This window comes from Microcoleus sp. K1-B1, from assembly GCF_036704705.1.
Lineage (GTDB): Bacteria > Cyanobacteriota > Cyanobacteriia > Cyanobacteriales > Microcoleaceae > Microcoleus.
On record NZ_JAUBSH010000104.1, the window covers coordinates 1 to 23588 of the forward strand.

Sequence of the window (23588 nt, forward strand, 5' to 3'; positions counted from 1 at the left end):
TGTCATATTCTACCATGCTGTGCCTAGATTGTTAACCTTCTTTTTTTACTGTTACCCCGATTTATTGAGCGGATACCAAAATAGTTATTTTTTTTGATAATGCTAGTTTTCATAATAAAGAAGAGTACCTGAAACAAAATCAAACAGAAATGCCTAATCTTAATTTATAATTTGTCCCCGAATACAGCCCCGACTATAACTTAATTTAATTGGTATTTCTTTCCACTAAATAATATGTTTTCCAGAGGCTATTTACATCAATTGAAGAGCTAGAGAATTTATGGCAGAGCCTCTTAAAATAAGGACAATTAATAATTAAATTGGAGCGAAAAATCAAAAATAAGGGTAATGCTTGTATCACTGTTTAAATGTGCAACAGCTTAGTTTCCAGCCTGACACCTTGTACTCTACAGAGCGACAATGCTTTTTGAATTTGGGATAACCCTTCCTTTTCTCGCCTTTTTTACAGCGGCTATAGAAGCTAGATATAGAAGCCCAAGTGCGTTCCGCACTGGCTTGACGGGCGGCTGACTTGAGCTTTTTCGCGAAAGCGCTATGCAGGCAATATCTTTGCAGAGTTCGTACAAGATGGCCTTACTAACATCTGCGTTGTCCCTCCAAAATCTGACAGCTTTGTTTCTAATGAACTCGCCTGTTCGGATGGCTTCATCAAGTGTACAGTATTGGTCTCTCGTTCTATTTTTTAGCTTTGCTTCTCTTAGCTATCATGGTATGATTATATCAAACCTCAGCACTTTTTATCAAGGAAAGTCCTAGATAAAAGCCGCACTTAAGTGCGGGGCTTTAAACCCCATTTTTCGGTAAAAATTATCTAAAACCCTATGGGAGCAAGGAGCAGTAACCCCCTCGAAGCAGCCGGCTCGACTCGTGAGCCGATCAAAATAGGCGTGTTGCATTCGCTGACGGGCACGATGTCCATCAGCGAAATTTCTGTTAAAGATGCGACGCTGTTGGCTGTTGAGGAAATTAATGCGGCGGGAGGGGTGCTTGGACGCCCCTTGGAAGCGGTTATAGAAGATGGAGGCAGCGATTTACAGACTTTTGCTCAAAAAGCTAAGCAATTGCTCCTAGAAGCGCAGGTGGTGGTGGTATTTGGCTGTTGGACTTCGGCGAGCCGCAAAGCTGTACAGCCGGCTTTCGAGCATGGCCAAGGGTTGCTGTTCTATCCGGTTCAGTATGAAGGGCTAGAACAGTGTCCGAATATTTTCTACACTGGTGCTGCCCCGAACCAACAGATTGTGCCGGGGGTGAATTACTTGCTGGCACAGGGGAGGCGGAAAATTTTCCTGTTGGGTTCGGATTATATCTTTCCCCGCACGGCAAATCTGATTGTGAAAGCTCAACTGGCGGCAGTCGGGGGAGAGTTAGCGGGGGAAGTGTATCTGCCGTTGGGATCGAGGGAAGTGGGGGAGGCGATCGCACATATCTTAGCAGTGAAACCAGATGCTATTCTCAACACTCTCAACGGCGACAGCAATGTGGCTTTTTTCCAAAAGTTGCGGGAAGCTGGCGTGAAACCCGAGGATTTGCCGGTGATGTCGGTCAGCGTAGCAGAAGAGGAAGTGCGGGCGATCGGGCCGTCCAATATTGCTGGACATTTGGTGGTATGGAACTATTTTCAAACGGTGGATACACCGGAAAATCGTAAATTTGTCAAGGCTTATAAAGCCCGATACGGGGAAAATCGAGTCACGGATGACCCGATCGAAGCGGCTTATTTGGGTGTTTATCTATGGAAGCATGCAGTAGAAAAAGCTGGTTCGACAGATGTGGTTAAAGTCAGGGCGGCTGCTAAAAATATTGAGTTTGCAGCGCCTTCGGGCAAGGTAAAAATAGATGGCCAAACGCAGCATATCTGGAAAACAGTGCGGATTGGCAAGGTGAGGGTGGACGGTCAAATTGAGGAGATTTGGAATTCCGGCGCACCGGTTCCGCCAGATCCTTTTCTCAAGGGCTATCCTTGGGCGGCGGCACTTGCTACGAGGGGGATTTCTCTGGGAACTCGGGCGTCTTTGAGTGGGCTGTTTGTCATCTTGGTACTGATAACTTGGATGGCGGTGGGAGTCGGGTGGATGGGTACTGTGGAGATGAAGAACTATTTGCTGACAATAGAGGCTGCCTCACATCCGGCGGCTGCGGTTTCTGAGGCAGCAATGGCGGTGCTGGTGCAGCAAACTCTCTTTGTGGCGAGCCGCACTCAGCACTGGCTGATGGGGGCTTTGGTTTTGAGTTTGATCGCGGGGATAGTGGGTTTTGTGTCGGTGTCGGCAATTATTCGGAATCTCGGCTTGCTGCGGGAAACTGCCGAACAGATGGCTAGCGGTGATTTGACGGCTCGATCGCCTGTGGTTTCTAATGACGCGATCGGGGTGCTATCTTCTACTCTCAATACAATGGCTCAGCAAATTAGCAGTTTGCTCAACGGTTTGGAGGTGCGGCAGCGGCAGCTAGAGGAACGATCGGGGGAATTGGAAGTCGCTAAGAATGCTGCCGAAGCTGCCAACCGGGCGAAAAGCACTTTTTTAGCAAATATGACTCACGAGTTGCGGACGCCTTTGAATGCGATTATCGGCTACAGCGAGCTGCTGCAAGAAGAGGCTCTGGAACTCGGCGAAGAAGAGTTTGTGATGGATTTGGCAAGCATTAATATGGCAGGCAAGCAGTTGCTCACCATTATTAGTGACATCCTGGATATTTCTAAAATTGAAGCCGGAAAGGTGACTCTTTTTTTGGAGACTTTTGAGGTGTGGAATTTGATCGAGGAGGTTGTCACTACTGTTCAACCAATGCTAGGGAAAAATGGCAATACTTTGATCGTCAATTGCGATCGCAATATTGGCACGATCTACTCCGATTCGTCGAAGCTGCGGCAAGCGCTATTAAATTTGGCGAGCAATGCTGCTAAGTTTACCGATCAAGGCAAAATTACGATTAATGTTTGGAAGGAAGAAGGGAAGGTTTTGCCGATCGACAATTCGGAAGAACTCTCGGCAGATCCTTCTCGCTGTCAACAGCCTTTGATCGTGTTTCAAGTCAGCGATACCGGCATTGGCATGACTGAGGATCAGGTGTCGAGGCTGTTCGGAGCTTTCACCCAAGCAGACGATTCTACTACCCGCAAATACGGCGGCACCGGTTTGGGGCTGACAATTAGCCGGAAGTTTTGCCAGATGATGGGCGGGGACATTACGGTTGAGAGCGAGTTTGATTGCGGTTCTAGTTTTACGATCCGGTTGCCGGTGGTGGTTAAAAACCCGAAGGAAGTTGCGCCCGATCGAGAAATCCCAGAAATGCAGCCGAAGTATTGCCAGGAGTTAGAAACGAGTGTAGTGGCGACTGAAGAGAAGCAAAAAGAAGTGCGATCGCAACCGCTGGATCTGCCGGATGCTGCTACGGTGCTGGTGATTGACGACGATCCAGACGCGCGGGATTTGATGACCCGCTGCTTGTCGAAACAGGGATTTCGGGTGCGATCGTCGGCTAGCGGTCAAGGGGGGCTTCTGTTGGCTAAGGAGTTGCTGCCGGACGCGATTATTCTGGACGTGATGATGCCAAGTATGGACGGCTGGGCGGTGCTGTCGGCATTGAAAGCCGATCGAGATTTGGTTGATATTCCAGTGATTATGATAACTTTTTTGGACGACCAAAATCATGGTTTGGAATTGGGAGTGGCGGAGTATGTGAGGAAGCCTGTGGATTACAAGCGCTTTGCTGCTTTATTGAGTAAATATCAGGGTCTGGGGAAGTAGTTATTAGTCATATCTATTCTGGTTGGACGAGCAAGATATGGTTGACTGTTAACTGGTGGCTGTTGACTCAAATTCTGCTTTCGGAAGCACTGACTTTTTAGACATTTAAATAATACCGATGCAACCGCAAACAATATCCGTAGTCCTTAGCCCTTGCTCTCTGAAATGTCAAAGATGAACGGTTAAATGTTGTGAACTATTAACAGTTATATCAACTGCGAAGACGCTGAGGACGTTATTAATTGTTGAAATTCTTGCTTAGATAGTTTTGTGCGGAAGGTCTTCTGCTATAACTATTATCAATCACCAAAAATATTAAAATATTTAATCGCTCTCCTGCCAACGGCTCAGATACTGTTTTTGTAACTCAAAAGTGAGATTTTGTGGATTGAGTAGTTCGCTTTGGCAGCGAGTTCAAATTCTTGGGCTAACCTGTGACCACATTAGGAAGAGAGATTTGCAGCGCTTTTTCGCTCGTGCTTTTCCTGACCCAGTGGAGCTATTTAACAATGGCGAAAGGATTGTTAGGCGTAGCGGAATCACGGTATGAAAATAGATAACTTGGTAATTCGGAAGATGTTCTGATATCGTTTCCGGTTGCATCGGAATAATAAAATCGAGTCAACAGTTAACACTCAATCATTCAGTTTTTCGACCCGCCCGTCAACAGTCAACAGTCAACAATAATTCCGGTGCAACCGGAATTGATATGACAGGCTTGTTTCATTTTTTGCAGATTGAGTCGTTCATACCATAAATTAGCAACGCCACTGTGGTGTTGGTTGGGGCATTGTTCCAGTGAAAGTAGGTTACGAGGGTTGATCGCCTGCATCACTCGCCACAGTTGCATCGGGTGCTGCAGATTCTAGATCCGATGGCAGATGATTGGTGATGAAGGAACTCCAATGAGCTATCCCACCTGAATCAAATTCCATCTGCAAAATTGACGCATTCGGTACTGGAAATCCTCGCGAAAATCCCAAAAGCCGAGTCATGGCAACGGCATCAATTACCGTTGGGTTAGCCAAAATCTGCCACAGCATGGCTTTGATAAAAAATCCATGTGAAAAGACAACTACAAAACCGGATTGTTGTTGCAACTGGTTTAGGGTAGTTCGGACTCGTTCCATCAGTTGAACCAACGATTCGGCGTTGGCTCCATCGACATATTCAGGGTCGCAGCGGTCCCAGTAAGCTTTGCTCAAAGGTTTGCGATCCAGGATTGTGGTTGGTTGATCGAACTGTAGGCCCAGATAGGTAAATTCCTGAACTTGCCAAACCTCAACGGGTGTATGTGGAAATTGTTCAATCAATGGTTGAGCAGTGAGTTGTGTTCTCAGATAAGGTGAAGTTACAATCAAGTCTGGAGTTTGTGTAACGGCGGTTGGAATACATCTTGATTGTCGATCGCCCAATTCACTTAAGGCATTTTCATGGGGCCCAATAGTTGCCAACCCTGCATTGGATTGACTTTGACCATGACGAATAATCCAAATAGACACGGTTTGATATTCCCTCTCATTTAGGGTAAAAATCACTTCTAGGGTGTTGCTGAATCACGGGATGAAAATAGATAAGTGGGAAATTCCGAAGATGTTCTGACGCGCTTGTTTCATTTTTTGCAGATTGAGTTGTTTATACCATAAATCAGCAACGCCGATTGTTAAAATGGGCATGGTTAAATAAATCACTTTAGACGATTCAATTGCTCGATCGCCTTCGTCAAAAACTTCTCTAAAAAAGTTTAATTAGTCATTAGTTAACAGCAAAAAAACTAATAACTAATGACCAATGACTAATTAATCTAAGAAGCCCATTAATGTCGAGCTATCGTCAATTTCGTTTGAGGCAATGGGGCGGTTTCCTCCCATTGTGGAGTAAACTTCATCAATGTGAAGAGTGCTGATTGCAATAGGGCGAGCACCGGACATACTGAACATTTCACTGACTTGCATGGCGCTGGAGCCGATCGGGCGGTTGCCCATTGTCGCAACCACTTCAAAGTCGCTGGATTCGACCGGGCGATTGGCTACAATGCCGTAGGTTTCGCTGATGTGCAGAGTGCTGGCGCCGATCGGGCGGTTCCCCGATATCGAGACGGTCTCGCTGATGGTAAAATCGTCTGGGCCGACGGGACGGTTGTCATGCAGGAGTTGAGGCCGATAAAGTTGAATTCCTGTTGCCTTGGCATCCGTGGGTTCTGTCGCTTGGCTTTTGGAACTGCCTTTGCCGCGGCGGGCGATCGCTTTGCTTTTGCCTGTACCTGTACTGCTGGTATCCATAATTCTTTTCCTCGCTTATTTTGGGACGTTGATTGCTGGGTGCGGACAACTGCTTTTTTTGGCTTTCTGCTTGCTATTTCGGCCGATGATTAAAATAATATTACAAAGTCTAACTATTTTTTTAACGAAATTGCAGAATCTCTGCATTTTTGTTAAGATTTATGGGTAATAGCTACATTTTCCTATGGTAACTGCGGCAGCATCTTTTCAATTGCAAGCGCCCTTCCAGCCCACAGGCGACCAACCGCTAGCGATCGAGCAACTTGTCAAAGGCATCGAAGCTGGGGATCGATTTCAAACCTTACTCGGCGCCACAGGTACGGGCAAAACCTTCTCCATTGCCTCGGTGATTGAAAAAGTTGGCAGACCCACCTTAGTCCTAGCACACAACAAAACCCTGGCAGCCCAACTGTGTAACGAACTGCGAAATTTTTTCCCGAACAATGCAGTCGAATACTTTGTCAGTTATTACGACTACTACCAACCTGAAGCATACATCGCCGTCACCGATACTTTCATTGAGAAAACGGCAGCAATTAACGACGAGATCGATATGTTGCGGCACTCCGCCACGCGATCGCTCTTTGAACGCCGCGACGTAATTGTAGTTGCTTCAATTAGCTGCATCTACGGTTTGGGAATGCCCGCAGAATACCTGAAAGCGGCTATTCCTTTGCGAGTAGGAATGGAAGTCAACCAGCGGCAAGTTTTGCGAGATTTAGTTAACGTCCAATACAGCCGCAACGATATAGATTTAGGCAGAGGCAAATTTCGCGTCAAAGGCGATGTTTTGGAAATTGGCCCCGCTTACGAAGATAGAATTATTCGGGTTGAATTCTTCGGCGACGAAATCGATGCCATTCGCTACGTTGACCCCGTAACAGGTAAAATCCTGCAAAGTTCAACGGCTTTAAATATCTATCCAGCGCGCCACTTTGTCACGGCAGAAGATAAATTAGAGGCTGCTTGCCAAGGGATAGAACTCGAATTAGAAGACCGACTGGCAGAATTTGAAAAAGAGGGTAAACTATTAGAAGCTCAGCGGTTGGAACAGCGGACGCGCTACGATTTGGAAATGCTGCGCGAGGTAGGTTACTGCAACGGAGTCGAGAATTATTCGCGGCATTTAGCAGGGAGAAATGCGGGGGAACCGCCAGAATGTTTGATTGATTATTTCCCGAAAGATTGGATGTTGGTGATAGATGAATCTCACGTCACAGTGCCGCAAATTCGGGGAATGTACAACGGGGACCAAGCGCGCAAAAAAGTATTGATAGAACACGGTTTCCGCTTGCCCAGCGCGGCTGATAACCGGCCTTTAAAAGCAGAGGAATTCTGGGCAAAAGAGAATCAGTGCATCTTTGTTTCAGCTACGCCTGGGGATTGGGAAATGGAAATATCCGAAGGCAGAGTTGCAGAGCAAGTAATTCGCCCTACCGGAGTAATAGATCCGACAATTTTTGTGCGCCCGACAGAAGGACAAATTGATGATTTGTTGGGGGAAATTAAGGAGAGAGTAAGTCGGGACGAGCGAGTTTTGGTGACGACTTTAACCAAGCGGATGGCGGAAGATTTAACCGAATATTTGCAGGAAAGGGGAATTAGAGTGCGGTATTTGCACTCGGAAATCCAGTCGATTCAACGCATCGAAATTATCCAAGATTTGCAGGATGGTAAGTTTGATGTATTGATTGGTGTTAACTTGCTGCGGGAAGGTTTGGATTTGCCGGAAGTTTCGCTGGTGGTAATTTTGGATGCGGATAAAGAGGGGTTTTTGCGATCGGGACGTTCGTTGATTCAAACGATTGGAAGGGCGGCGCGGCACGTTCAGGGACAGGCTATTTTGTACGCGGATAATTTGACGGATAGTATGGTTAAGGCGATCGACGAAACGGATCGGCGCCGGGGGATTCAGCTAGCGTACAATAAGATGCACGGGATTACGCCGCAGCCGATCGCGAAAAAGCGATCGAGTAATGCGATTTTGGCATTTTTGGATGTGTCGCGCAAGCTGAATTCTCAGCAGTTGGAGGAGGTTTACGAACAGGTAAACGAGTTATCTTTGGATGAGATTCCTCAGTTAATCGGGCGGTTGGAAGCGCAGATGAAGGCGGCGGCTAAGAAGTTGGAGTTTGAGGAGGCGGGTAAATTGCGCGATCGGATTAAGCATTTGCGGGATAAGCTATTGGGACATTAAGCTTTTTGGCAGGGAATTGAGGGGGATTTTTAACCGCAGATGCACGCAGATAAACGCTGATGAAGGGAGAATTTAAAAGCCAAACATGGCTTTTAGTCCATTGGCGATCGGCTGATACTCTTGTGCGGTTAAATCTCCTCGGTAGCCCAAAACACGCTTTATGTCCACAGCACGTATTTGATCCAGCAACACTGTAGAGTCATAGCGTATGTTTCCCATTCCAGCCTGAAGCTGCGGATATAGCGTTGAGTTTCGTGCCGCCCAATCTCCTTGTTGTGTCGTCAAGGGAACGACTATTACCAACGAAAACCGCGTTATCCCTGTGACATTTGGCAAAGCTACAATTACCCCAGGTCGAGTGTTTTCCTGTTCGCGACCGGGGGGAATTTGAGCCGGGAAGTTAACTAGCACTACAGCCCTCACCTGCAAAAAATTAGGTAGCTGACTCACAAATTTTCTCTAGGGTTTTATTGCTAATGTCGATCGGGTTTGTTTCTTGAATCCGCCATTTAGCATAGGCGATAACTTCTTTAAAGTCTGCTTCTTCAAGTTCTGGATAAGTTTGGCGTATTTCTGCTGTCGAATAGTGAGACGCCATCATTGAGATGATAGTTTCAACAGTTATCGGTAAGTTGCGAATGCAAGGTTTTCCCCCCATGAATTCTGAATCGCAGGTAATTCTAGTAAATTGCTGGATATCTTCTTTGGTATTCGTTGCAATTTCATTGTCCAGAATTACTATGCCAACTCCCGGAATAAAACGCACAGGCTTTGTGCCTTCGAGGGGGTCTACATCTCCCCAATCATAGGGGGGAATTTCATTATCGACGAGGTAAAGTTGACGCCAAGGCGATTTTGCCAATGCTTCCTCGGAAATGTCAGGAAAAAATATTAGCACTTCTCCGATGCCAACGGGAAAACCATTGAGTTTGCTCAAGCCATCTATAATGGCGGCTAGAACTGATAAGTCTAGGTGGTTGAGGTTTTCGGCTTTTGCGATCAGTTGGTATACGGTTTCAGGATTGAGTGTTTCGCCCACAGCTTCGACTAAGTTTTCGGGGGTGAAACCTCGACATTTCAAGTATTCGGCTAGTTGTAAGCGAATTGTACTCATGGGTTTAGTTGAGAAAGATTTTAGGGTGAAGTGCGATCGCCCTTTACCATTGTCCTATTTTTTGGATGGGAAGGGCGATCGTACTTTTTACCAGATTCCTAGCCTTTGGGCTGATTCGCGATCGTGACAATCTGCGTTTGATGAACCATCGTTATCCCAGTGATTTGGCTGCCAATCACGTTCGCGCCTCAAGTCATCTATTTCTTGTTGCTGTTCAAGGACTTTTTGCTCAAAGGATTGGATAGTTTTATCCTGAGCTTTGATAGTTTCATCCTTTGCTTCGTTTTCCTCAAGCAGACTGCGGTTCCACTCCGCCAAAGCGCGGTTCGACTTCGCCAAAGCGCGGTTCGACTCCGCCAAAACAGAGAGGGTTTTCTTAGTCCGCTGAAGGTAGGTGTACAACGACTCGCATTGTGGAGTATAATTATGGGACATATATTTCAAAAGTTACGTTAACTTGTGGTGGTCTGAAGTTGAGATGTCAAACCACCGTGAGTTTGCTAGCTAAAGCAAGGCCTCTGTCTGAATCGTTACTTCAGGCGGGCCTTTTCCGTATCAGATATGATTTGCTATTGCAAAAACTACAAGCCATTAAAGCGTTGTCTTTCTTACACTTGGGAATGTGAGGAAGTTTTGTTTGAGCTTGTATTTTAAGAATTTAACATTCGTGCGGTCACTTGTCAAGCAAGCAATAAGACCGTTTGTTTTCTTTATTAAGGAGATTTAAACATCCGATTGCAGACATTCGATGGCGATTTAATCTAATACGCTTGAATAACCGCATATACGGGGCTATGGGTAAAGTAGATGCCAACTCAACCTCAATTTGCCGACATCCGATGCCGCTTTAATCTAATACGCTTGAATAGCGCAGTCTACCGCGCTATGGGTAAAATGGAAGCCACAATCAACCTAAATCTCTATTAAGAATTGAAACCTGAGTGAAGTGATTGCGGGCAGATAGGGCAAGGGTTTCAGAAATATAAAAAAAAGACCGATCGCCCAAAACACCACCAAAACCAACTACTTGCTTAATACCGCAGCATCGGTACTGCTAGCCAAAGCCGGACTAATAAACTCATCCTTCTCTTCCAGCGTGATGTAACCTTTATCTACAGCTAGCTGCATCACTTCCTGAAGAAAACCTCTGAGCACATCTAATACGTGAGTGCGATCGAATTCAAAAAGCTTTTCCCAACCAGTGGTAAGTTGGGCGAAGTGAAACGTAGGGTTCGTGACCTCAACCCAACCTACTAATATCTAATCCGGGTTAAATTTACCCTCTATCTGTTAGTCCGCGCAGGCGGACTTTGTGTGACAAGAAGCGGTTTCAACCGCCGAGATATCTTACGGTGTCGGATTAGGATACTTAGCGTGCACCGCATCGATTTCCGCTATGATATGCTTATCCAAATTCACCTCCAAACTACCGATATTTTCCTCCAACTGTTCGAGACTTGTTGCACCGATAATAGTGCTAGTTACAAACCAGCGCGATCGCACATACGCCAAAGCCATCTGCGCCGGACTTATCCCGTGTTTCCCCGCAATCTCAACATACGCTTTCACCGCATCGTTCAGATTAGTTTTATCGTAACGCTGACCAAATCCCGCGAATAAAGCCAACCTAGAATTTTCGGGAATTCCATTCAAGTATTTACCCGTTAACAGCCCAAACCCCAAAGGACTGTAAGCCATAAATCCCACATTCTTAAAACGGCAAGTTTCTGCTAAATTTAGGTGAAACGTCCGATTGCTCAAACTGAAAGCATTCTGAATCGAAACAACTTTCGGCAAATCGTGTTTTTCCGCCAAGGCACAAAACTCGCAAACTCCCCAAGGCGTCTCGTTACTCAAACCCAAATAGCGGATTTTCCCAGCTTTAATCAAGTCAGCAAATACCTCTAACTGTTCCAAAATCGGTACGGTTTCGTGTTCTTGGGCGATGTCGTAATCCGGCGCGCCAAATAAGGGCACGTAGCGGTCTGGCCAGTGGATCTGATAGAGGTCGATGTAGTCAGTTTGCAAGCGCTTCAGGCTGTCATTCAGGGCTTTTTTGACATTTGGGCGATCGATCTGATTTTTCCCTTCCCGAATCCACTTTAATCGAGTGCTTCTGCCCGCCACTTTAGTCGCTATAATGACTTTATCCCGCTGCTGTTTCGCCAACCATTCCCCGATATATTCCTCTGTTTTTCCCTGAGTTTCCGCCTTTCCAGGGACAGGATACATTTCTGCCGTATCGATAAAGTTGATTCCTTTATCGATCGCAAAATCGAGCTGTTGCGCCGCTTCTGCAACGGTGTTCTGCTGGCCATAAGTCATCGTACCCAAACAGATTTCAGATACTGATAAATCGCTGTCGCCCAGTTTTTTGTATTCCATGAGTTTGATTACTGGAAAAATATCTGATTCTATATTACAGAAAAACCTTGATTTAATTGACAACTCCAGAAAAGTGCGCGAGGCTTTCTCCTCTCTTCCTCTGCGCTCTCTGCGACCTCTGCGGTTAAAAACTTTTAAAAGATATCCGCACTTAAATGTTAATATAAATAATTCGTATTCGTCTGATGTATGAGTAGTCGCCCGCCAAAAATTCCATTTGTCAACCTCTCCCTGCAACACCAACCAATCCAATCTCAAATAACAGAAACTATTGGGAAAATTATCGAGCAAGGAGATTTTATTTTAGGTCAAGCACTGACAGAATTTGAAACAGCATTTGCAGCAGCTTCGGGAGTAAAATACGGCGTAGGAGTGGCTTGCGGAACTGATGCGATCGCTCTGGGACTCCAAGCTTGCGGCATTAATCCGGGCGACGAAATTATCATACCCGCTAACACTTTTATTGCCACCGCGATCGCCGTCCTCCAAGCCAAAGCTATACCTATTCTGGTAGATTGTGACCCGGAAACCGCCCTGATTGACCTCACAGCAGCCGCAACAGCAGTTACCTCGAAAACCAAAGCAATTATCCCCGTACACCTCTACGGTCAAATGGTATCGCCCCGGCAGCTTTTAGATTTTGCAAACCGCCACAATTTAATCATATTTGAAGATGCCGCCCAAGCGCACTTAGCCGAAAGAGAAGGATACCGCGCGGGTTCCATTGGAAAAGCAGCAGCATTCAGCTTTTATCCCAGCAAAAACCTCGGTGCTTTTGGCGACGGCGGGATGTTAATTACTAACGATGCACAGCTCGCAGACAAAATGCGAACTCTCCGCAATTACGGAGCACCCAGCAAATATTTGCACACAGAAATCGGTACCAACAGCCGCCTCGACAATTTGCAAGCAGCCGTGCTCAATGTTAAATTGCCTTACTTAGAAAAATGGAATCGCGATCGCACCGCCGCCGCCCAACACTACGATACTCTACTAGAACCATTGAAACACAAAGGCATTGTACCGATCGCCAACCACAGCAGCAGCGGTCACATTTATCACCTCTATGTTATCAAAATTACTGAGGAAAGCTCGTTAGCGAAGCCCTCGAAGAGGATCGACCGCAACACCCTTCAGGAAAAACTCGCCCAACACGGCATTCAAACAGGCATACACTATCCCGTACCTTGTCACCTGCAACCCGCCTACCAAAACTTAGGCAATCCGGGCGACTTCCCCCACGCAGAAACCCTGTGCCAACAAATTTTATCATTGCCAATGTATCCGGGATTGAGCAATACTCAGATCGAGCAAGTTGTTCGCGCGATCGTACTATCATTGAATTGCTAATTGTTCATCAAACTTATGCTGCAGGTGATTCAAGCAGTAGGGTGCGGTTTTCAAAGCGTTTTTGTGGGGAATTAACCAATCTTTAACTCACAGTTCAAAACCACAAAGCGTTACAACTCCAGCGCGGCAATCTCAAAACTTCTCAAACCATGCACATCCAGCGCAAAATTCGCATTGTTTTCAAGCGATACCTCCTGGGGGAAGGTATCACGCTGCTCCTAGTGCTGCTGTACGCCCCCCTGCTAGTACACTGGTACGACGGCTGGTTGAACAAAAGCATCAGCCTCGAACACGAATATTTCAGCCACGGACTAATTGGTTTGCCCTACGCAGCTTATATTGCTTGGATGAACCGAAAGTGCTGGCGCAGCTTGCCCGATTCACCGCATCCTTTGGGAGGCTTTTTGCTGGTACTAGCCACGCTTTTTTATCTGAGTCGCTTGAGCGATTTAGTAAATTTATCCCTTCCCATAATGCTGGCCAGCATTTGCTTATCTTTAAAAGGAATTCCCGGCTTTAAATTGCAGGCGATGCCGCTTTTGTTCGTATTTCTGGCCTCGCCAAACCACATTCCTTACCTCATAGAACCCTACGCCTTGCCCTTACAGCAATTCATTGCTGAAGCATCAGGCTGGATATTAATTAAGGTTGGTATCAACGTGAGAGTGGAAGAAATTTATCTGTACGTAAACGAGCGCATTGTAGAAGTTGCTCCACACTGTGCCGGCTTAAAAATGCTGTTTACCAGTCTTTACGTCAGCTTAATTCTGCTGGATTGGACGGGAGTTTGGAACTCTCGCCAAAAAAGCCTTTTGTTTTTAGTGATTACATCCATTATTAGCATCACTTCCAACATATTTCGCAATACTTTGCTAACTTACTTTCACGGAACCGACAGAGAGGCGCTTTTTACTTGGCTGCACGCCGGATGGGGCGGCGATTTGTATTCTGCTTGTATACTAGGGTTATTGGTACTTCTCCTCAACGGGATGGAAAAGTATTTCCCAAGTCAGTCTGGCAATTAATGAAACAGATGATTTCAGCACAGAAACTACTGCGGCGGTATCAATTATCTAAAATTATGGTACTGGTGTTTTTGCTGGTATTAGTTGGGGCAGTAGCAATTCCCGGCTACTCGACGGGAAGGTGGCCTTGGACAAACCCGCCAACCCTTGCCAACCTCAAGCAATTAAGAAGTGTGCGCCAAAACGGGATAAAAATTCCTGGGTGGCAAGTTATAGGCGTTCAGAATAACGTCCAAATTGGCGCTCACAGATGGTTAGTTGAAGAAATTAAAAAGGATCAAACAATTGCCATTTTATTGCTGTTGCCTCAAAATTACCCCAAAAACCAGCCCCAAGTAGAATGGCTAGATATCGATGGATTTCATCGGTGGCAAACGGATTCTCATCGCACTTTGAGGTTTACAGTTAAATTAGCACCAATACCCGGCCAGCCACCGCCTACTGTCGAGGCGAGGTTTTTCCGAAGCTGGACTCCCCAACAAACTTTTGCTGTCGTGCAGTGGTACGCTTGGCCTAACGGGGGTTCTCCAGCAACCAGTCGCTGGTTTTGGGAAGACAGCATTGCTAGACTCTCGAACCGCCGCGCCTCTTGGGTTGCTGTCAGTATCATCCTTCCCATTCAACCGCAGGGCGAGATTAAGATAGCTCAACCATTGCTGGAATCTCTTGCCGAAAGTGTCCAGGCTAAATTAATTACAGAAACTTTTCGGTTTCAGTAAGCAGGTAGGTGCAAATAAATGGGCTTAGGGCGTGGGCGAGTTTTGCCAAAATCAACTGCTTCCTAGTCAATATTCAGGTTCAACCCGCCCGAAAATATCTTATTGTTTTTTCTCGGCGCTATATTTAGATGAAACTTACAAATCAGGTCATCATTCAAAATATTACTTTTTTAAATCCTCTGAAAATGCGGCAAAAATCCACAATTAAAAATTGTCTCGCTTTTTCCTTGGCAGGCCTGCATTCAACTGCTTGGACTCTATCTTTTGCTGCTATATTCTGGGGTTTTAATAGCAATAATTTTTCGGAAACGGCTTTAGCTCAATCTGTTGTTCCAAGAGACGAGCGACTCGTGGCGCCACCGCCATTGCGTGTACCGCCACCGCCGCCTGCAAATTTCAACCGGGATATTAACCCAGCTTTTCGGAATCGGCCCTACCGCCTGGGCCCGGGAGACCAGATTTCTGTTCAAGTTCAGCGCTTCCCAGAACTAGGTTTTGCAGGTGCAATCAGCCCTGAAGGGGTAATTGTACTGCCACTAATCGGAACAGTAAATGTGCGTGGTCTTACTGTCGAAGAATCACAGCAGCGCCTCCGGGAGCGCTTTGGCCAATTTATCAAAAATCCTCAAGTCTCGGCTGCTTTGCTGGTTCAGCGCCCCGTAGTGGTGACGGTGACGGGGGAAGTGGCGAGACCGGGTTTTTATCCGCTGCAAACCCCCCAGCTTCCTGCGGCTCTGGCTGCTGCTGCTGGGACTAATCCTACGGCGGAACTGCGGGCGGTGCGTGTGCGGCGGACTCTGCCGGGAGGTGCTGTGGCGGAGCAAGTTGTTGATATTTTGACACCGTTGCAAACTGGTATTGCGCCGCCGGATTTGCGTTTGGAAGATGGAGATGCGATCGTCGTACCGTATAAACAGGTTACGCCCGATCGCAAATCCGATCAAGATTTAGCATCCAGGTACAGCCTCGCTGCTGCTGCTGTCCCCGTCCAAGTCACTGTCACCGGAGAAGTCAGCAAACCGGGTTTTTACACGCTTCCGGCGGGTTCTGGTCGAATTTCGGCTGCTTTGGTGACTGCGGGGGGAGTCACGGGAAAAGCCGATTTGCGGGAGGTGCGAGTGCGGCGGACGCTGATGGACGGCTCGTCGGTGGAGGAACCAATCGACCTCTACACTCCCCTAGCAAACGGTAACGATTTGTTCGATTTTCCTTTGGCATCGGGAGATGTGATTGTCATCCCGGAATTGGACGCTAGTACCAAAAACCTAGACTACGACAAAGCTCTGGTTTCGCGGTCTACTTTGATTAAGCCCAGGATCTACGTTCGAGTTTTGAGTTACGCTAGTGGTGGTTTGACCTCGTTCTACGTTGAAAATGGCAGCCGGTTTTTGGATGCTCTCAACAACTTGCCTGTTAATCTTGCTGACTTGCGGAAAATAGCCCTGATTCGGTTCGACGAAAAGCAAGGTAGAGCAATCAACCGTTCGATAGATGCTAAAGCTGCTTTGGAGGGCAATGTTTCTCAGAACCCGATGCTCGAAGATAATGATGTGATTGTGATTGGAAGGAATTTGGTAGAGCGCATTGGTTATGTACTCAACACTTTTACTCGACCATTTCGCGATACTTTGGGATTTATTCTGTTCTTTGAGCAGTTGAGAAATGGGGTAACAGATTTGTTCGGCCCATCACGTAATGATAGGTAGTCATACTATTTTCGATTTTCGATTTTCGATTTGACATGGGGAATGACTTATGCGATATGGGTTTAGCTCGCAGACCGAAAGTTCTAAGGTTTTTGGGGGATTTGTAGAATTAGTCAAAAATCATTAGTTATCGTTAACAATTAGCAATCTAAAATCTAAAATCTAAAATCTAAAATCGTCATGACTTTATCCGTTGTTAAACGTTATTTAATTGCTTTCGACCAATACAAGTGGGTGGGACTGGCTACTCTCGCGGTGACTGTGGGCGTGTCCGGAGTAGTGGCCCTGCAGCCAAAGGCGGCGCCAGTTTATCTTGCAATAGGTACGCTGGCCTACGACAGACCGAGCGTGATTTTTTCATCGACTACTACTAAAATTCAACAGGAAGGACAAGAAATAACTAAAGATATGCTGCTGGATAAAAGGGTGGTTGAAGCTGCAGCACAAAAACTCATCAAACCCGAAGAAAAATTAAACAAAAAAGAAGCGAAAGAAAAAATACAAGCTTTGGCTGAAAAGCTGGGGAAAGACGTGCAGATAAAGATGCCAAGTAAGAATAATGACCCCAGCGCTTTGATTCAAGTATTGTACAAAAATGCCGATCGCCAAAAAGCAGAAGTGGTACTAGATGCGCTGATGAACGAAATGGTGGTTCGCAGCAAAACTCTTAATACTTCTAGACTGCGTGAGACGATCGCCCAAATTAACAAGCGTTTGCCGAAAGTAACTCAGGAACTTAGAGAGACGGAAGCAAAACTTGAAGCCTACGAAAAACGAGAAGGAACTTCAATTTTAGCTGCTCAGAGCGGTGCTTTGCCGCTAGCGATTACCAGCAGCCAACAGCAGCAGCGGCAACTCCGCGTGCAGTTGGGAGGAATAGAAGCTCAAATTAACAGTTTGCAGGATCGCTTGGGATTGAATGTGGAGCAAGCTTACGTCGCTCAAGCACTCTCTGCCGATCCCATTATTGCCCAACTGCGAGTGCAATTGTTTTCGATCGAATCTCAGCTCAAAATTCTCCGCAGCGACTTGCAGGAGGAACACCCGAAAATTGTAGAATTGGTCAAACAAAAACAAGCTTTTGAGCAGCAGTTGCAGCAGCGGCAATCAGAGGTACTCGGCGGTAACGGGGTGGCGGCTCCGCTCAGAAGTGCCGCTCGAATTCGGGTAGACTCTTCTTTAGATCAGGCCAGACAGCAGTTAGCTCAAACTTTGATTGCTTTGCAAACGCAGCGGGATACGGTGCAACAGCAACTCCAAGGCATCGAGAAAACTGAACAAGAATTGCGTCGGGAACACGCCACAATCCCCAACAAGCAGTTAGAACAAGCCCGTTTGGCCCAGCAAGTGGCGTTCAAAAAAGCTCTCTACGACAAGATGCTGTCGGCTTTGGTAGATGCTGAGGCGGCGGTAGCTGAGACAACGGGGAGTTTGAGAATAGCCCAATTGCCGCAAACTGATGACGTTGAGTCAAACAAGAGAGGTTTGCCCGTGATGCTGGCGGTGGGCGGATTTGTGGGATTGCTGCTGGGCGGCGGGTTGATATTTTTGTTGGGGATGCTCAACGGCAAGTTTTACAGTTGGGAAGAAGTGCGGGCGGCTTTGGTGGAAAAAGAGGTGCCGATACTGGGAGTTTTGCCTGAAGTGACGGTGTTTGATTCCTACGGCGATGAAATAATGCCGCTCGCCCTGGAGGCAAATTCTCCATATTTGGAATTTTACGAGCGCTTGCGTACTAATTTGCGCCGGATCGGGAACAAACCTGTGAAGGTGGTATTGCTGACTTCGGCGGCGCCTTTGGAGGGGAAAAGTTTTAGTGCTTACAATTTGGCAATTGCATCGGCTCGATCGGGTAAACGGACTTTGCTAATTGAAGCAGATTTGCGATCGCCTTCTAACGTTGAATCTTTGAAAATTGCTGCTGATCCTTTGGCGACTGTGGAACCTTTGCACTATTACGGCAATATTAGCGAGTGCGTTCTTTTGGTTCCAGAGGTAGAGAACTTATACGTTGTGCCGAGTCCCGGCTTTTTGCGGCAAGCCTCCGCCGTACTAGAATCCAGCGAAATGCGGAGATTGTTTGAGGATGTTCGCAACCGCTTTGATTTTGTGGTTGTGGATTCTCCGGCTTTGAGCGAGTGCAACGACGCGCTGACTCTGGAACCGTACACGGACGGTATAATTTTGGTGGCGCGGCCTGGTTACACTTTGTCTAGTATGTTGTCTGAGGCTGCGGATCAGTTGCTGGAATCTGAGGAGGACGAGTCGCATAAATCAGGGCCGCGGCTGTTGGGAGCGATTATTAACGGTGCTGATATTCCGGTGAAGTTCCGCAATGATCTTGATATTGATGAATTGGAGTTGCCTGTGAGTGCGATCGGCGATCGCGCGATCGAAGTGCGATCGAACCAATTACCGCAGCACTCAAAGCCTAAAAACAAGGCTATTAATAGTAAATTGAGATGATTTATCTGGCTTGATTCTTGTCAAGCAATCCTCAAACAAATGTGAATGTTTTGTAGGTGCAACCTAAGCAGGTTAAGCCGAAAGCACCGTTAACAGCCCGTCGATTTTAGATTTGGAATTGATATAAACTCTGGTTGCTTTGGAATGATTAAACCGCAGAGGACACAGAGATCACAGAGTCAGAGAACAGAGAGATGAATCATTTCTATGCTATTAGATTTGAGATTTGAGATTGATATCAATTCTGGTTGCTTTGGCCTGATTAAACCGCAGAGGACATAGAGTCAGAGAACAGAGAGATGAATGATTCCTCTGCTACCGAATTTGACATTAAAAATTGACTCCACAGATTCATCTGGGAGGGTAAACATTAATCTAAAATTTTTCACTTGTCAACAGTCAACAGTCAACAGTCAACCGTCATTACTTGAAAATGTGTCATCGTCCTATTGATTGGATTCCGGGCGTTTCTGGTGTTTACTCTGGATAAACTGTTCCAAATCGGCGATCGCATCTTCAAAATCCGACAAATTAATTTTCGCAGGTCTAGTCTTCTTCGGCAAACTCGAAGACTGACTCGAAGATTTAGCCGGAGGCGGTGGAGATTTCGGTTGTGCAGCTTGAGTGCTGTTCGATTCTATAGAATCGAACAATTCATCCAGGGACTCAAAAAATGATTGAGCCGAGGCCCGGCGTAAATCTTTCTGGTCGTCGTCATCCGTCATAAGCCACTCCATAGACTCTAAAAATTGCCAACAAACTCTGCCCGCCCCCAGGGCGTGCAGACATGAAAACCCGACTAAAACAAGCAAGCGGACACAATTTAACCGGACGGTGGAATGCCTGCTGCTGAACTTGCTGCCCCCTATAAAACCTGTAGCGGGCATTGTCAGCCTTCAAACTATATTTAACTCTACACCCGCCTACTGAGTGATTTGAGACTTGGTGCAGACCCAGCTCAAAATCATTGACCCTGAAAAAATCTCAGTTACGGCTCTTTCGTTGTCTAATTAACCCTAGTCTAGTCGAGAATAAGGAGACAGGACTTATGCAACTATTACCGCTGTTCAAGGGTTGCGATGGCAACGCGCCACCCCCAAAGGACGGAGAGACGGTGTTTTTTGCTTGAGTCCTAAGATTTCAAAGGCATTAGGAGATTTTAAGGTGACTCAGGGATTTGATTACGATTTAGCAATTATCGGCGCTGGCGTGGGCGGACACGGCGCGGCCATACACGCGGTTAGCTGCGGGCTGAAAGTGGCAATTATCGAAGCGGGCGACATGGGCGGGACTTGCGTCAACCGCGGCTGCATTCCCTCGAAGGCGCTGTTGGCGGCTTCCGGGCGAGTGCGAGATTTGCGGAATGCCCACCACCTAAAGACTTTGGGAATTCAATTGGGCAGTGTGGATTTCGATCGCGGGGCGATCGCCAATCACGCTAATACTATTGTTAGCAAACTTCGCGGCGACTTGACCAACAGCCTCAAACGTTTGAACGTGGATGTCATCCAAGGTTGGGGCAAAATTGCCAGTGCTCAAAAAATTACCGTCGAAACCGATAAAGGCGAGAAAACTATTACCGCCAAGGATATTATTCTCGCTCCCGGTTCGGTTCCCTTCGTCCCCCCCGGCATCGAAATTGACGGCAAAACTGTATTTACCAGCGATGATGCTGTCAGGTTGGAATCGCTGCCGAAGTGGATCGCAATTATTGGCAGCGGTTATATCGGTTTGGAGTTTTCGGATATTTACACAGCCCTGGGCTGCGAAATTACGATGATTGAAGCTCTAGATCAATTGATGCCGACTTTTGACCCGGATATTGCTAAGTTGGCAGAACGAGTGTTAATTGCACCCCGCGATATTGAAACAAAAGTTGGATTGTTGGCTAAGAAGATTATTCCAGGTTCGCCGGTCATTATTGAATTAGCTGATTTCAAAACTAAGGAAGTTGTCGAAGTTTTGGAAGTTGACGCTTGTTTGGTAGCAACTGGTCGGGTTCCGGTGAGCAAGAATTTGGGATTAGAAACTGTTGGCGTAGAAACGATGCGCGGTTATATCCCAGTTAACGATAAGATGCAGGTTTTGGTGGCGGGAGAACCGGTGCAAAATTTGTGGGCGATCGGCGATGTTAATGGCAAAATGATGTTAGCGCATTCTGCGTCTGCTCAGGGAATTGCCGCAGTAGAAAATATTTGTGGTCGTGCCCGCGAAGTTGACTATTTGAGTATCCCGGCGGCGGCGTTTACTCACCCGGAAATTAGCTATGTGGGGATGACTGAACCTGCGGCCAAAGAGTTAGGAAAAACAGAAGGGTTTGATGTCGGTTCTGTCAAGAGTTATTTTAAGGGAAATTCTAAGGCTATTGCGGAGGGTGAAACCGACGGTATGGCTAAGGTGATTTACCGGAAAGATACTGGGGAGTTGTTGGGAGTTCACATTTTCGGTTTGCACGCTGCGGATTTGATTCAGGAGGCGGCAAATGCGATCGCCCAGCGCGATTCTGTGAACACTTTAGCATTCCGAGTTCACACTCACCCCACGCTTTCGGAAGTGTTGGATGAGGCATTTAAACGGGCGGCTGGAGCGGGTAGTCATTAATCTGTAGGGGCAGTTTTATTGTTTTATATCCCCGACTTCTTCAATAAGTCGGGGATTTCAGTATTCTGTTTTAGGGCGGTGGTAGAGCAAGTTAAAGGAGATGAAAGTGCTCGCAATTGCATCTTTTAGCATTCTCCAGAACAGGCAAGATGCCTGTTCCACAAAGAGTAAGTTTTTTGTGGGTGGGCATCCTGCCCGCCCGTCAAAGGCTTATTGAGATGGGAACCGTAGAGTACCCTTTGGGTGAGGCGATCGCCGTAGAGTTGCTCGAAGTGCGATCGCATTTCTATCAATATGTTCTTAAGTTTATCGTTAATGCTCATATTTGTGATAAAGGATTGGAGGGCGATCGGGATTATATCGTTATACCAAATATCCCACTCCGATTTTCTCCTACTGGCTATAGCTTCTCTGATGAATGGTTGTCAAAGCGGTAAAAATTCCCTATGGTGTTGGAGAAACAGAATTAGTGATACTCAAAAAAAGAGCGATCGCACCTCAACAATAGAAGGGCGATCGCTCTTTTAGCAGCTAAGTCAATTATCAGAAATACCAGAACAACATAGCCTATGCTTAGCATTCTCAGGTCGTGGATTTAAAAGACTACTGGGGTTTAGCTGCTTCAACTATAGCCTGAACCATCTTAATTGCCTCTGTGATAGGTATTTGACCACTTTCGACAGCCCTCATTAAATCCTGAGCCCTTTGAGGGGTAATGAGATTAAGCCTAACTGGTTCTTTCAAGGAAACGATAAATTTTGTCTTGTCACTGTCTCTAACCTTAGATGCTCTTTCTTTTGCTTCAACCTCTCTTAGCTGTTCTTTTAACTGTTCGAGCATTTCTTTTTGTTTCCCTTCGTTGAAAGTGCCATCAAAGATCCTCTTTGCTCCAACGAGAGCTACTGCACCTAATGCAGCAGCGCCAACAACCAATCCTACTGGGGGTGCAACCGCTATTAGCCCAAAAAATATGGCTTGACCGCCGAAAGCCGCAACAGCACCAGCAGCAGCACCAGCACCTACCACGCCAATCCCAACATCAGCTAAAATTCCGAGTTTATCATCTGGATTTTTTTCCAATTGCTCGATCGCTTTAAGGATTTGCTCCTTAGTTAGGTTTTTATTTCCTGACATCTTAAGCCTTGTGATTTTTTCAAATTTTCTTATTTAAGCAGTGATAACGTTGCGAAAAACTGCATTGAAAACATCAATCAGTAGTTGAAAAAACAATTGGGCGATTTGAATAAAGTCTTGTGTTACTCCAACTATGCCATCTACTTGACGGTAGCCTTGATCTAGTCTATGTCCAGCGATCGCACCCACAGTTATACCTAGCACTGCTGCCAATGGCGCTAACACTGGGCCGATAACTGGTACTGAACGTACCAATAGTCCCACAGCAACTCCTAGAGCAATGCCCGTAGCTAAATTAGGATGTGCTTTGACAAACTCGATAATTTTGAGCAGAATAATTTTCCCTACAGCCAAAACTTTGTTACCAGATTTTTTCGTGTAGGTAGCCAACTCGTGCAATCTGATGGTGACTTCGTGGGGCAAGCCGAGATCATTTAACCAGACATACAAATCGGTACTACTCATTGAATCGGCATCTACTTGCCAGAGAACCATTTCTAAGTTTGCTTGGGGGAGGGATAATGCTTGTGTAGTCATTTTTTACCTATGGGAAAGCTATAATAGTGCCTCTTAAATATGATTGTGACTATAAAATCTCAGTCTTGTCCAGTCGGAAAAAGTCGGATAAAGTAGGCACTTTTATATCATTTGCCATTTACCCACGCCAGAAAAAGCTGGACAAACTCAATCGGGTCGGAAAAAGTCGGAGCGAGTAGGATATAATAGGCAAAACCCCAGCATTAACCCGACCTATGGACGTTCAAGGGACATCCAAGAAATAAACTCTTCCAGTCCCCGGAGAGGGTAAACTGAATTAAGTAAGGCTAACGCACAAAAAA

The 23588-nt window shown here is 46.4% G+C and carries 19 protein-coding genes; 9 read left to right on the top strand and 10 right to left on the bottom strand.

What is annotated here, in order from left to right; translation table 11 throughout:
- The first annotated feature begins 842 nt into the window (after positions 1-842).
- Complete coding sequence (urtA, locus tag QUA83_RS25675) at positions 843-3770, top strand: urea ABC transporter substrate-binding protein (protein ID WP_333296756.1); 2928 nt, start codon at positions 843-845, stop codon at positions 3768-3770.
- Between the two features lie 809 nt (positions 3771-4579).
- Here urtA and QUA83_RS25680 read toward each other — a convergent pair.
- Together QUA83_RS25680 and QUA83_RS25685 are read right to left on the bottom strand one after the other, a co-directional pair.
- A complete protein-coding gene (locus tag QUA83_RS25680) occupies positions 4580-5272 on the bottom strand; it encodes a histidine phosphatase family protein (RefSeq protein ID WP_333296758.1) in 693 nt (230 codons plus the stop codon).
- Between the two features lie 297 nt (positions 5273-5569).
- Positions 5570-6052, bottom strand: a complete 483-nt coding sequence (locus QUA83_RS25685; RefSeq protein WP_333296760.1) for a hypothetical protein — start codon at positions 6050-6052, stop codon at positions 5570-5572.
- A gap of 184 nt (positions 6053-6236) precedes the next feature.
- Between QUA83_RS25685 and uvrB the strand changes: the two genes are divergently transcribed.
- Positions 6237-8249, top strand: coding sequence for an excinuclease ABC subunit UvrB (gene uvrB / locus QUA83_RS25690; protein WP_333141535.1), 2013 nt, complete (start codon positions 6237-6239; stop codon positions 8247-8249).
- Positions 8250-8321: 72 nt separating this feature from the next.
- Here the strand turns inward: uvrB and QUA83_RS25695 are convergent, their stop codons facing one another.
- The 5 genes from QUA83_RS25695 to QUA83_RS25715 all read right to left on the bottom strand — a co-directional run bounded on the left by QUA83_RS25695 (position 8322) and on the right by QUA83_RS25715 (position 11748).
- Positions 8322-8699 carry a type II toxin-antitoxin system PemK/MazF family toxin gene (locus QUA83_RS25695; RefSeq protein ID WP_333296761.1) on the bottom strand — a complete coding sequence of 126 codons (378 nt, stop codon included), beginning with the start codon at positions 8697-8699 and terminating at the stop codon, positions 8322-8324.
- The gene (locus tag QUA83_RS25700) at positions 8683-9363 is read right to left on the bottom strand and encodes a DUF433 domain-containing protein (RefSeq protein WP_333296763.1); all 681 of its coding nucleotides are present in this window, start codon (positions 9361-9363) and stop codon (positions 8683-8685) included. The genes QUA83_RS25695 and QUA83_RS25700 overlap by 17 nt, the downstream gene beginning before the upstream one ends.
- Positions 9364-9450: 87 nt before the next feature.
- Positions 9451-9798 carry a hypothetical protein gene (locus tag QUA83_RS25705; protein WP_333296764.1) on the bottom strand — a complete coding sequence of 116 codons (348 nt, stop codon included), beginning with the start codon at positions 9796-9798 and terminating at the stop codon, positions 9451-9453.
- Positions 9799-10386: 588 nt separating this feature from the next.
- Positions 10387-10518, bottom strand: coding sequence for a hypothetical protein (locus QUA83_RS25710; protein ID WP_333296765.1), 132 nt, complete (start codon positions 10516-10518; stop codon positions 10387-10389).
- Between the two features lie 192 nt (positions 10519-10710).
- On the bottom strand, positions 10711-11748 hold the full coding sequence (locus QUA83_RS25715) for an NADP(H)-dependent aldo-keto reductase (RefSeq protein ID WP_333296767.1): 1038 nt from the start codon (positions 11746-11748) through the stop codon (positions 10711-10713).
- 189 nt (positions 11749-11937) lie between these two features.
- On the opposite strand from QUA83_RS25715, the gene QUA83_RS25720 reads away from it, so the two are divergent.
- The 5 genes from QUA83_RS25720 to QUA83_RS25740 all read left to right on the top strand — a co-directional run bounded on the left by QUA83_RS25720 (position 11938) and on the right by QUA83_RS25740 (position 19014).
- Positions 11938-13098 (top strand): DegT/DnrJ/EryC1/StrS family aminotransferase, encoded by a 1161-nt coding sequence (locus QUA83_RS25720; protein WP_333296768.1) that lies wholly within the window; start codon positions 11938-11940, stop codon positions 13096-13098.
- 149 nt (positions 13099-13247) lie between these two features.
- Positions 13248-14123 (top strand): cyanoexosortase B, encoded by an 876-nt coding sequence (crtB, locus tag QUA83_RS25725; protein ID WP_333296769.1) that lies wholly within the window; start codon positions 13248-13250, stop codon positions 14121-14123.
- A complete protein-coding gene (locus QUA83_RS25730) occupies positions 14123-14842 on the top strand; it encodes a cyanoexosortase B system-associated protein (RefSeq protein WP_333296770.1) in 720 nt (239 codons plus the stop codon). Before crtB ends, QUA83_RS25730 begins: the two co-directional genes overlap by 1 nt.
- 128 nt (positions 14843-14970) lie before the next feature.
- The gene (locus tag QUA83_RS25735; RefSeq protein WP_333296771.1) at positions 14971-16548 is read left to right on the top strand and encodes a polysaccharide biosynthesis/export family protein; all 1578 of its coding nucleotides are present in this window, start codon (positions 14971-14973) and stop codon (positions 16546-16548) included.
- Positions 16549-16728: 180 nt separating this feature from the next.
- Complete coding sequence (locus QUA83_RS25740; RefSeq protein WP_333296772.1) at positions 16729-19014, top strand: lipopolysaccharide biosynthesis; 2286 nt, start codon at positions 16729-16731, stop codon at positions 19012-19014.
- Between the two features lie 446 nt (positions 19015-19460).
- Here QUA83_RS25740 and QUA83_RS25745 read toward each other — a convergent pair whose 3' ends face one another.
- Entirely contained in the window at positions 19461-19739 is a 279-nt protein-coding gene (locus QUA83_RS25745; protein WP_333171805.1) for a hypothetical protein, read from the bottom strand.
- A gap of 439 nt (positions 19740-20178) precedes the next feature.
- Between QUA83_RS25745 and lpdA the strand changes: the two genes are divergently transcribed.
- Together lpdA and QUA83_RS25755 are read left to right on the top strand one after the other, a co-directional pair.
- Positions 20179-21615 carry a dihydrolipoyl dehydrogenase gene (lpdA, locus tag QUA83_RS25750; protein ID WP_333296773.1) on the top strand — a complete coding sequence of 479 codons (1437 nt, stop codon included), beginning with the start codon at positions 20179-20181 and terminating at the stop codon, positions 21613-21615.
- A gap of 149 nt (positions 21616-21764) precedes the next feature.
- Positions 21765-22052 (top strand): hypothetical protein, encoded by a 288-nt coding sequence (locus tag QUA83_RS25755; RefSeq protein ID WP_333296774.1) that lies wholly within the window; start codon positions 21765-21767, stop codon positions 22050-22052.
- Positions 22053-22218: 166 nt separating this feature from the next.
- Here the strand turns inward: QUA83_RS25755 and QUA83_RS25760 are convergent, their stop codons facing one another.
- Together QUA83_RS25760 and QUA83_RS25765 are read right to left on the bottom strand one after the other, a co-directional pair.
- Entirely contained in the window at positions 22219-22749 is a 531-nt protein-coding gene (locus QUA83_RS25760) for a hypothetical protein (RefSeq protein WP_333296776.1), read from the bottom strand.
- A 33-nt stretch (positions 22750-22782) separates the two neighbouring features.
- Complete coding sequence (locus QUA83_RS25765) at positions 22783-23286, bottom strand: hypothetical protein (RefSeq protein ID WP_333296777.1); 504 nt, start codon at positions 23284-23286, stop codon at positions 22783-22785.
- Positions 23287-23588: the final 302 nt, after the last annotated feature.

Coding starts and splice junctions, on each gene's coding strand:
- urtA (WP_333296756.1), top strand. CDS start 843: ATGGGAGCAAGGAGCAGTAACCCCCTCGAAGCAGCCGGCTCGACTCGT.
- QUA83_RS25685 (WP_333296760.1), bottom strand. CDS start 6,052: ATGGATACCAGCAGTACAGGTACAGGCAAAAGCAAAGCGATCGCCCGC.
- uvrB (WP_333141535.1), top strand. CDS start 6,237: ATGGTAACTGCGGCAGCATCTTTTCAATTGCAAGCGCCCTTCCAGCCC.
- QUA83_RS25700 (WP_333296763.1), bottom strand. CDS start 9,363: ATGAGTACAATTCGCTTACAACTAGCCGAATACTTGAAATGTCGAGGT.
- QUA83_RS25705 (WP_333296764.1), bottom strand. CDS start 9,798: ATGTCCCATAATTATACTCCACAATGCGAGTCGTTGTACACCTACCTT.
- QUA83_RS25715 (WP_333296767.1), bottom strand. CDS start 11,748: ATGGAATACAAAAAACTGGGCGACAGCGATTTATCAGTATCTGAAATC.
- QUA83_RS25720 (WP_333296768.1), top strand. CDS start 11,938: ATGAGTAGTCGCCCGCCAAAAATTCCATTTGTCAACCTCTCCCTGCAA.
- crtB (WP_333296769.1), top strand. CDS start 13,248: ATGCACATCCAGCGCAAAATTCGCATTGTTTTCAAGCGATACCTCCTG.
- QUA83_RS25730 (WP_333296770.1), top strand. CDS start 14,123: ATGAAACAGATGATTTCAGCACAGAAACTACTGCGGCGGTATCAATTA.
- QUA83_RS25735 (WP_333296771.1), top strand. CDS start 14,971: ATGAAACTTACAAATCAGGTCATCATTCAAAATATTACTTTTTTAAAT.
- QUA83_RS25740 (WP_333296772.1), top strand. CDS start 16,729: ATGACTTTATCCGTTGTTAAACGTTATTTAATTGCTTTCGACCAATAC.
- QUA83_RS25745 (WP_333171805.1), bottom strand. CDS start 19,739: ATGACGGATGACGACGACCAGAAAGATTTACGCCGGGCCTCGGCTCAA.
- QUA83_RS25755 (WP_333296774.1), top strand. CDS start 21,765: ATGCCTGTTCCACAAAGAGTAAGTTTTTTGTGGGTGGGCATCCTGCCC.
- QUA83_RS25760 (WP_333296776.1), bottom strand. CDS start 22,749: ATGTCAGGAAATAAAAACCTAACTAAGGAGCAAATCCTTAAAGCGATC.
- QUA83_RS25765 (WP_333296777.1), bottom strand. CDS start 23,286: ATGACTACACAAGCATTATCCCTCCCCCAAGCAAACTTAGAAATGGTT.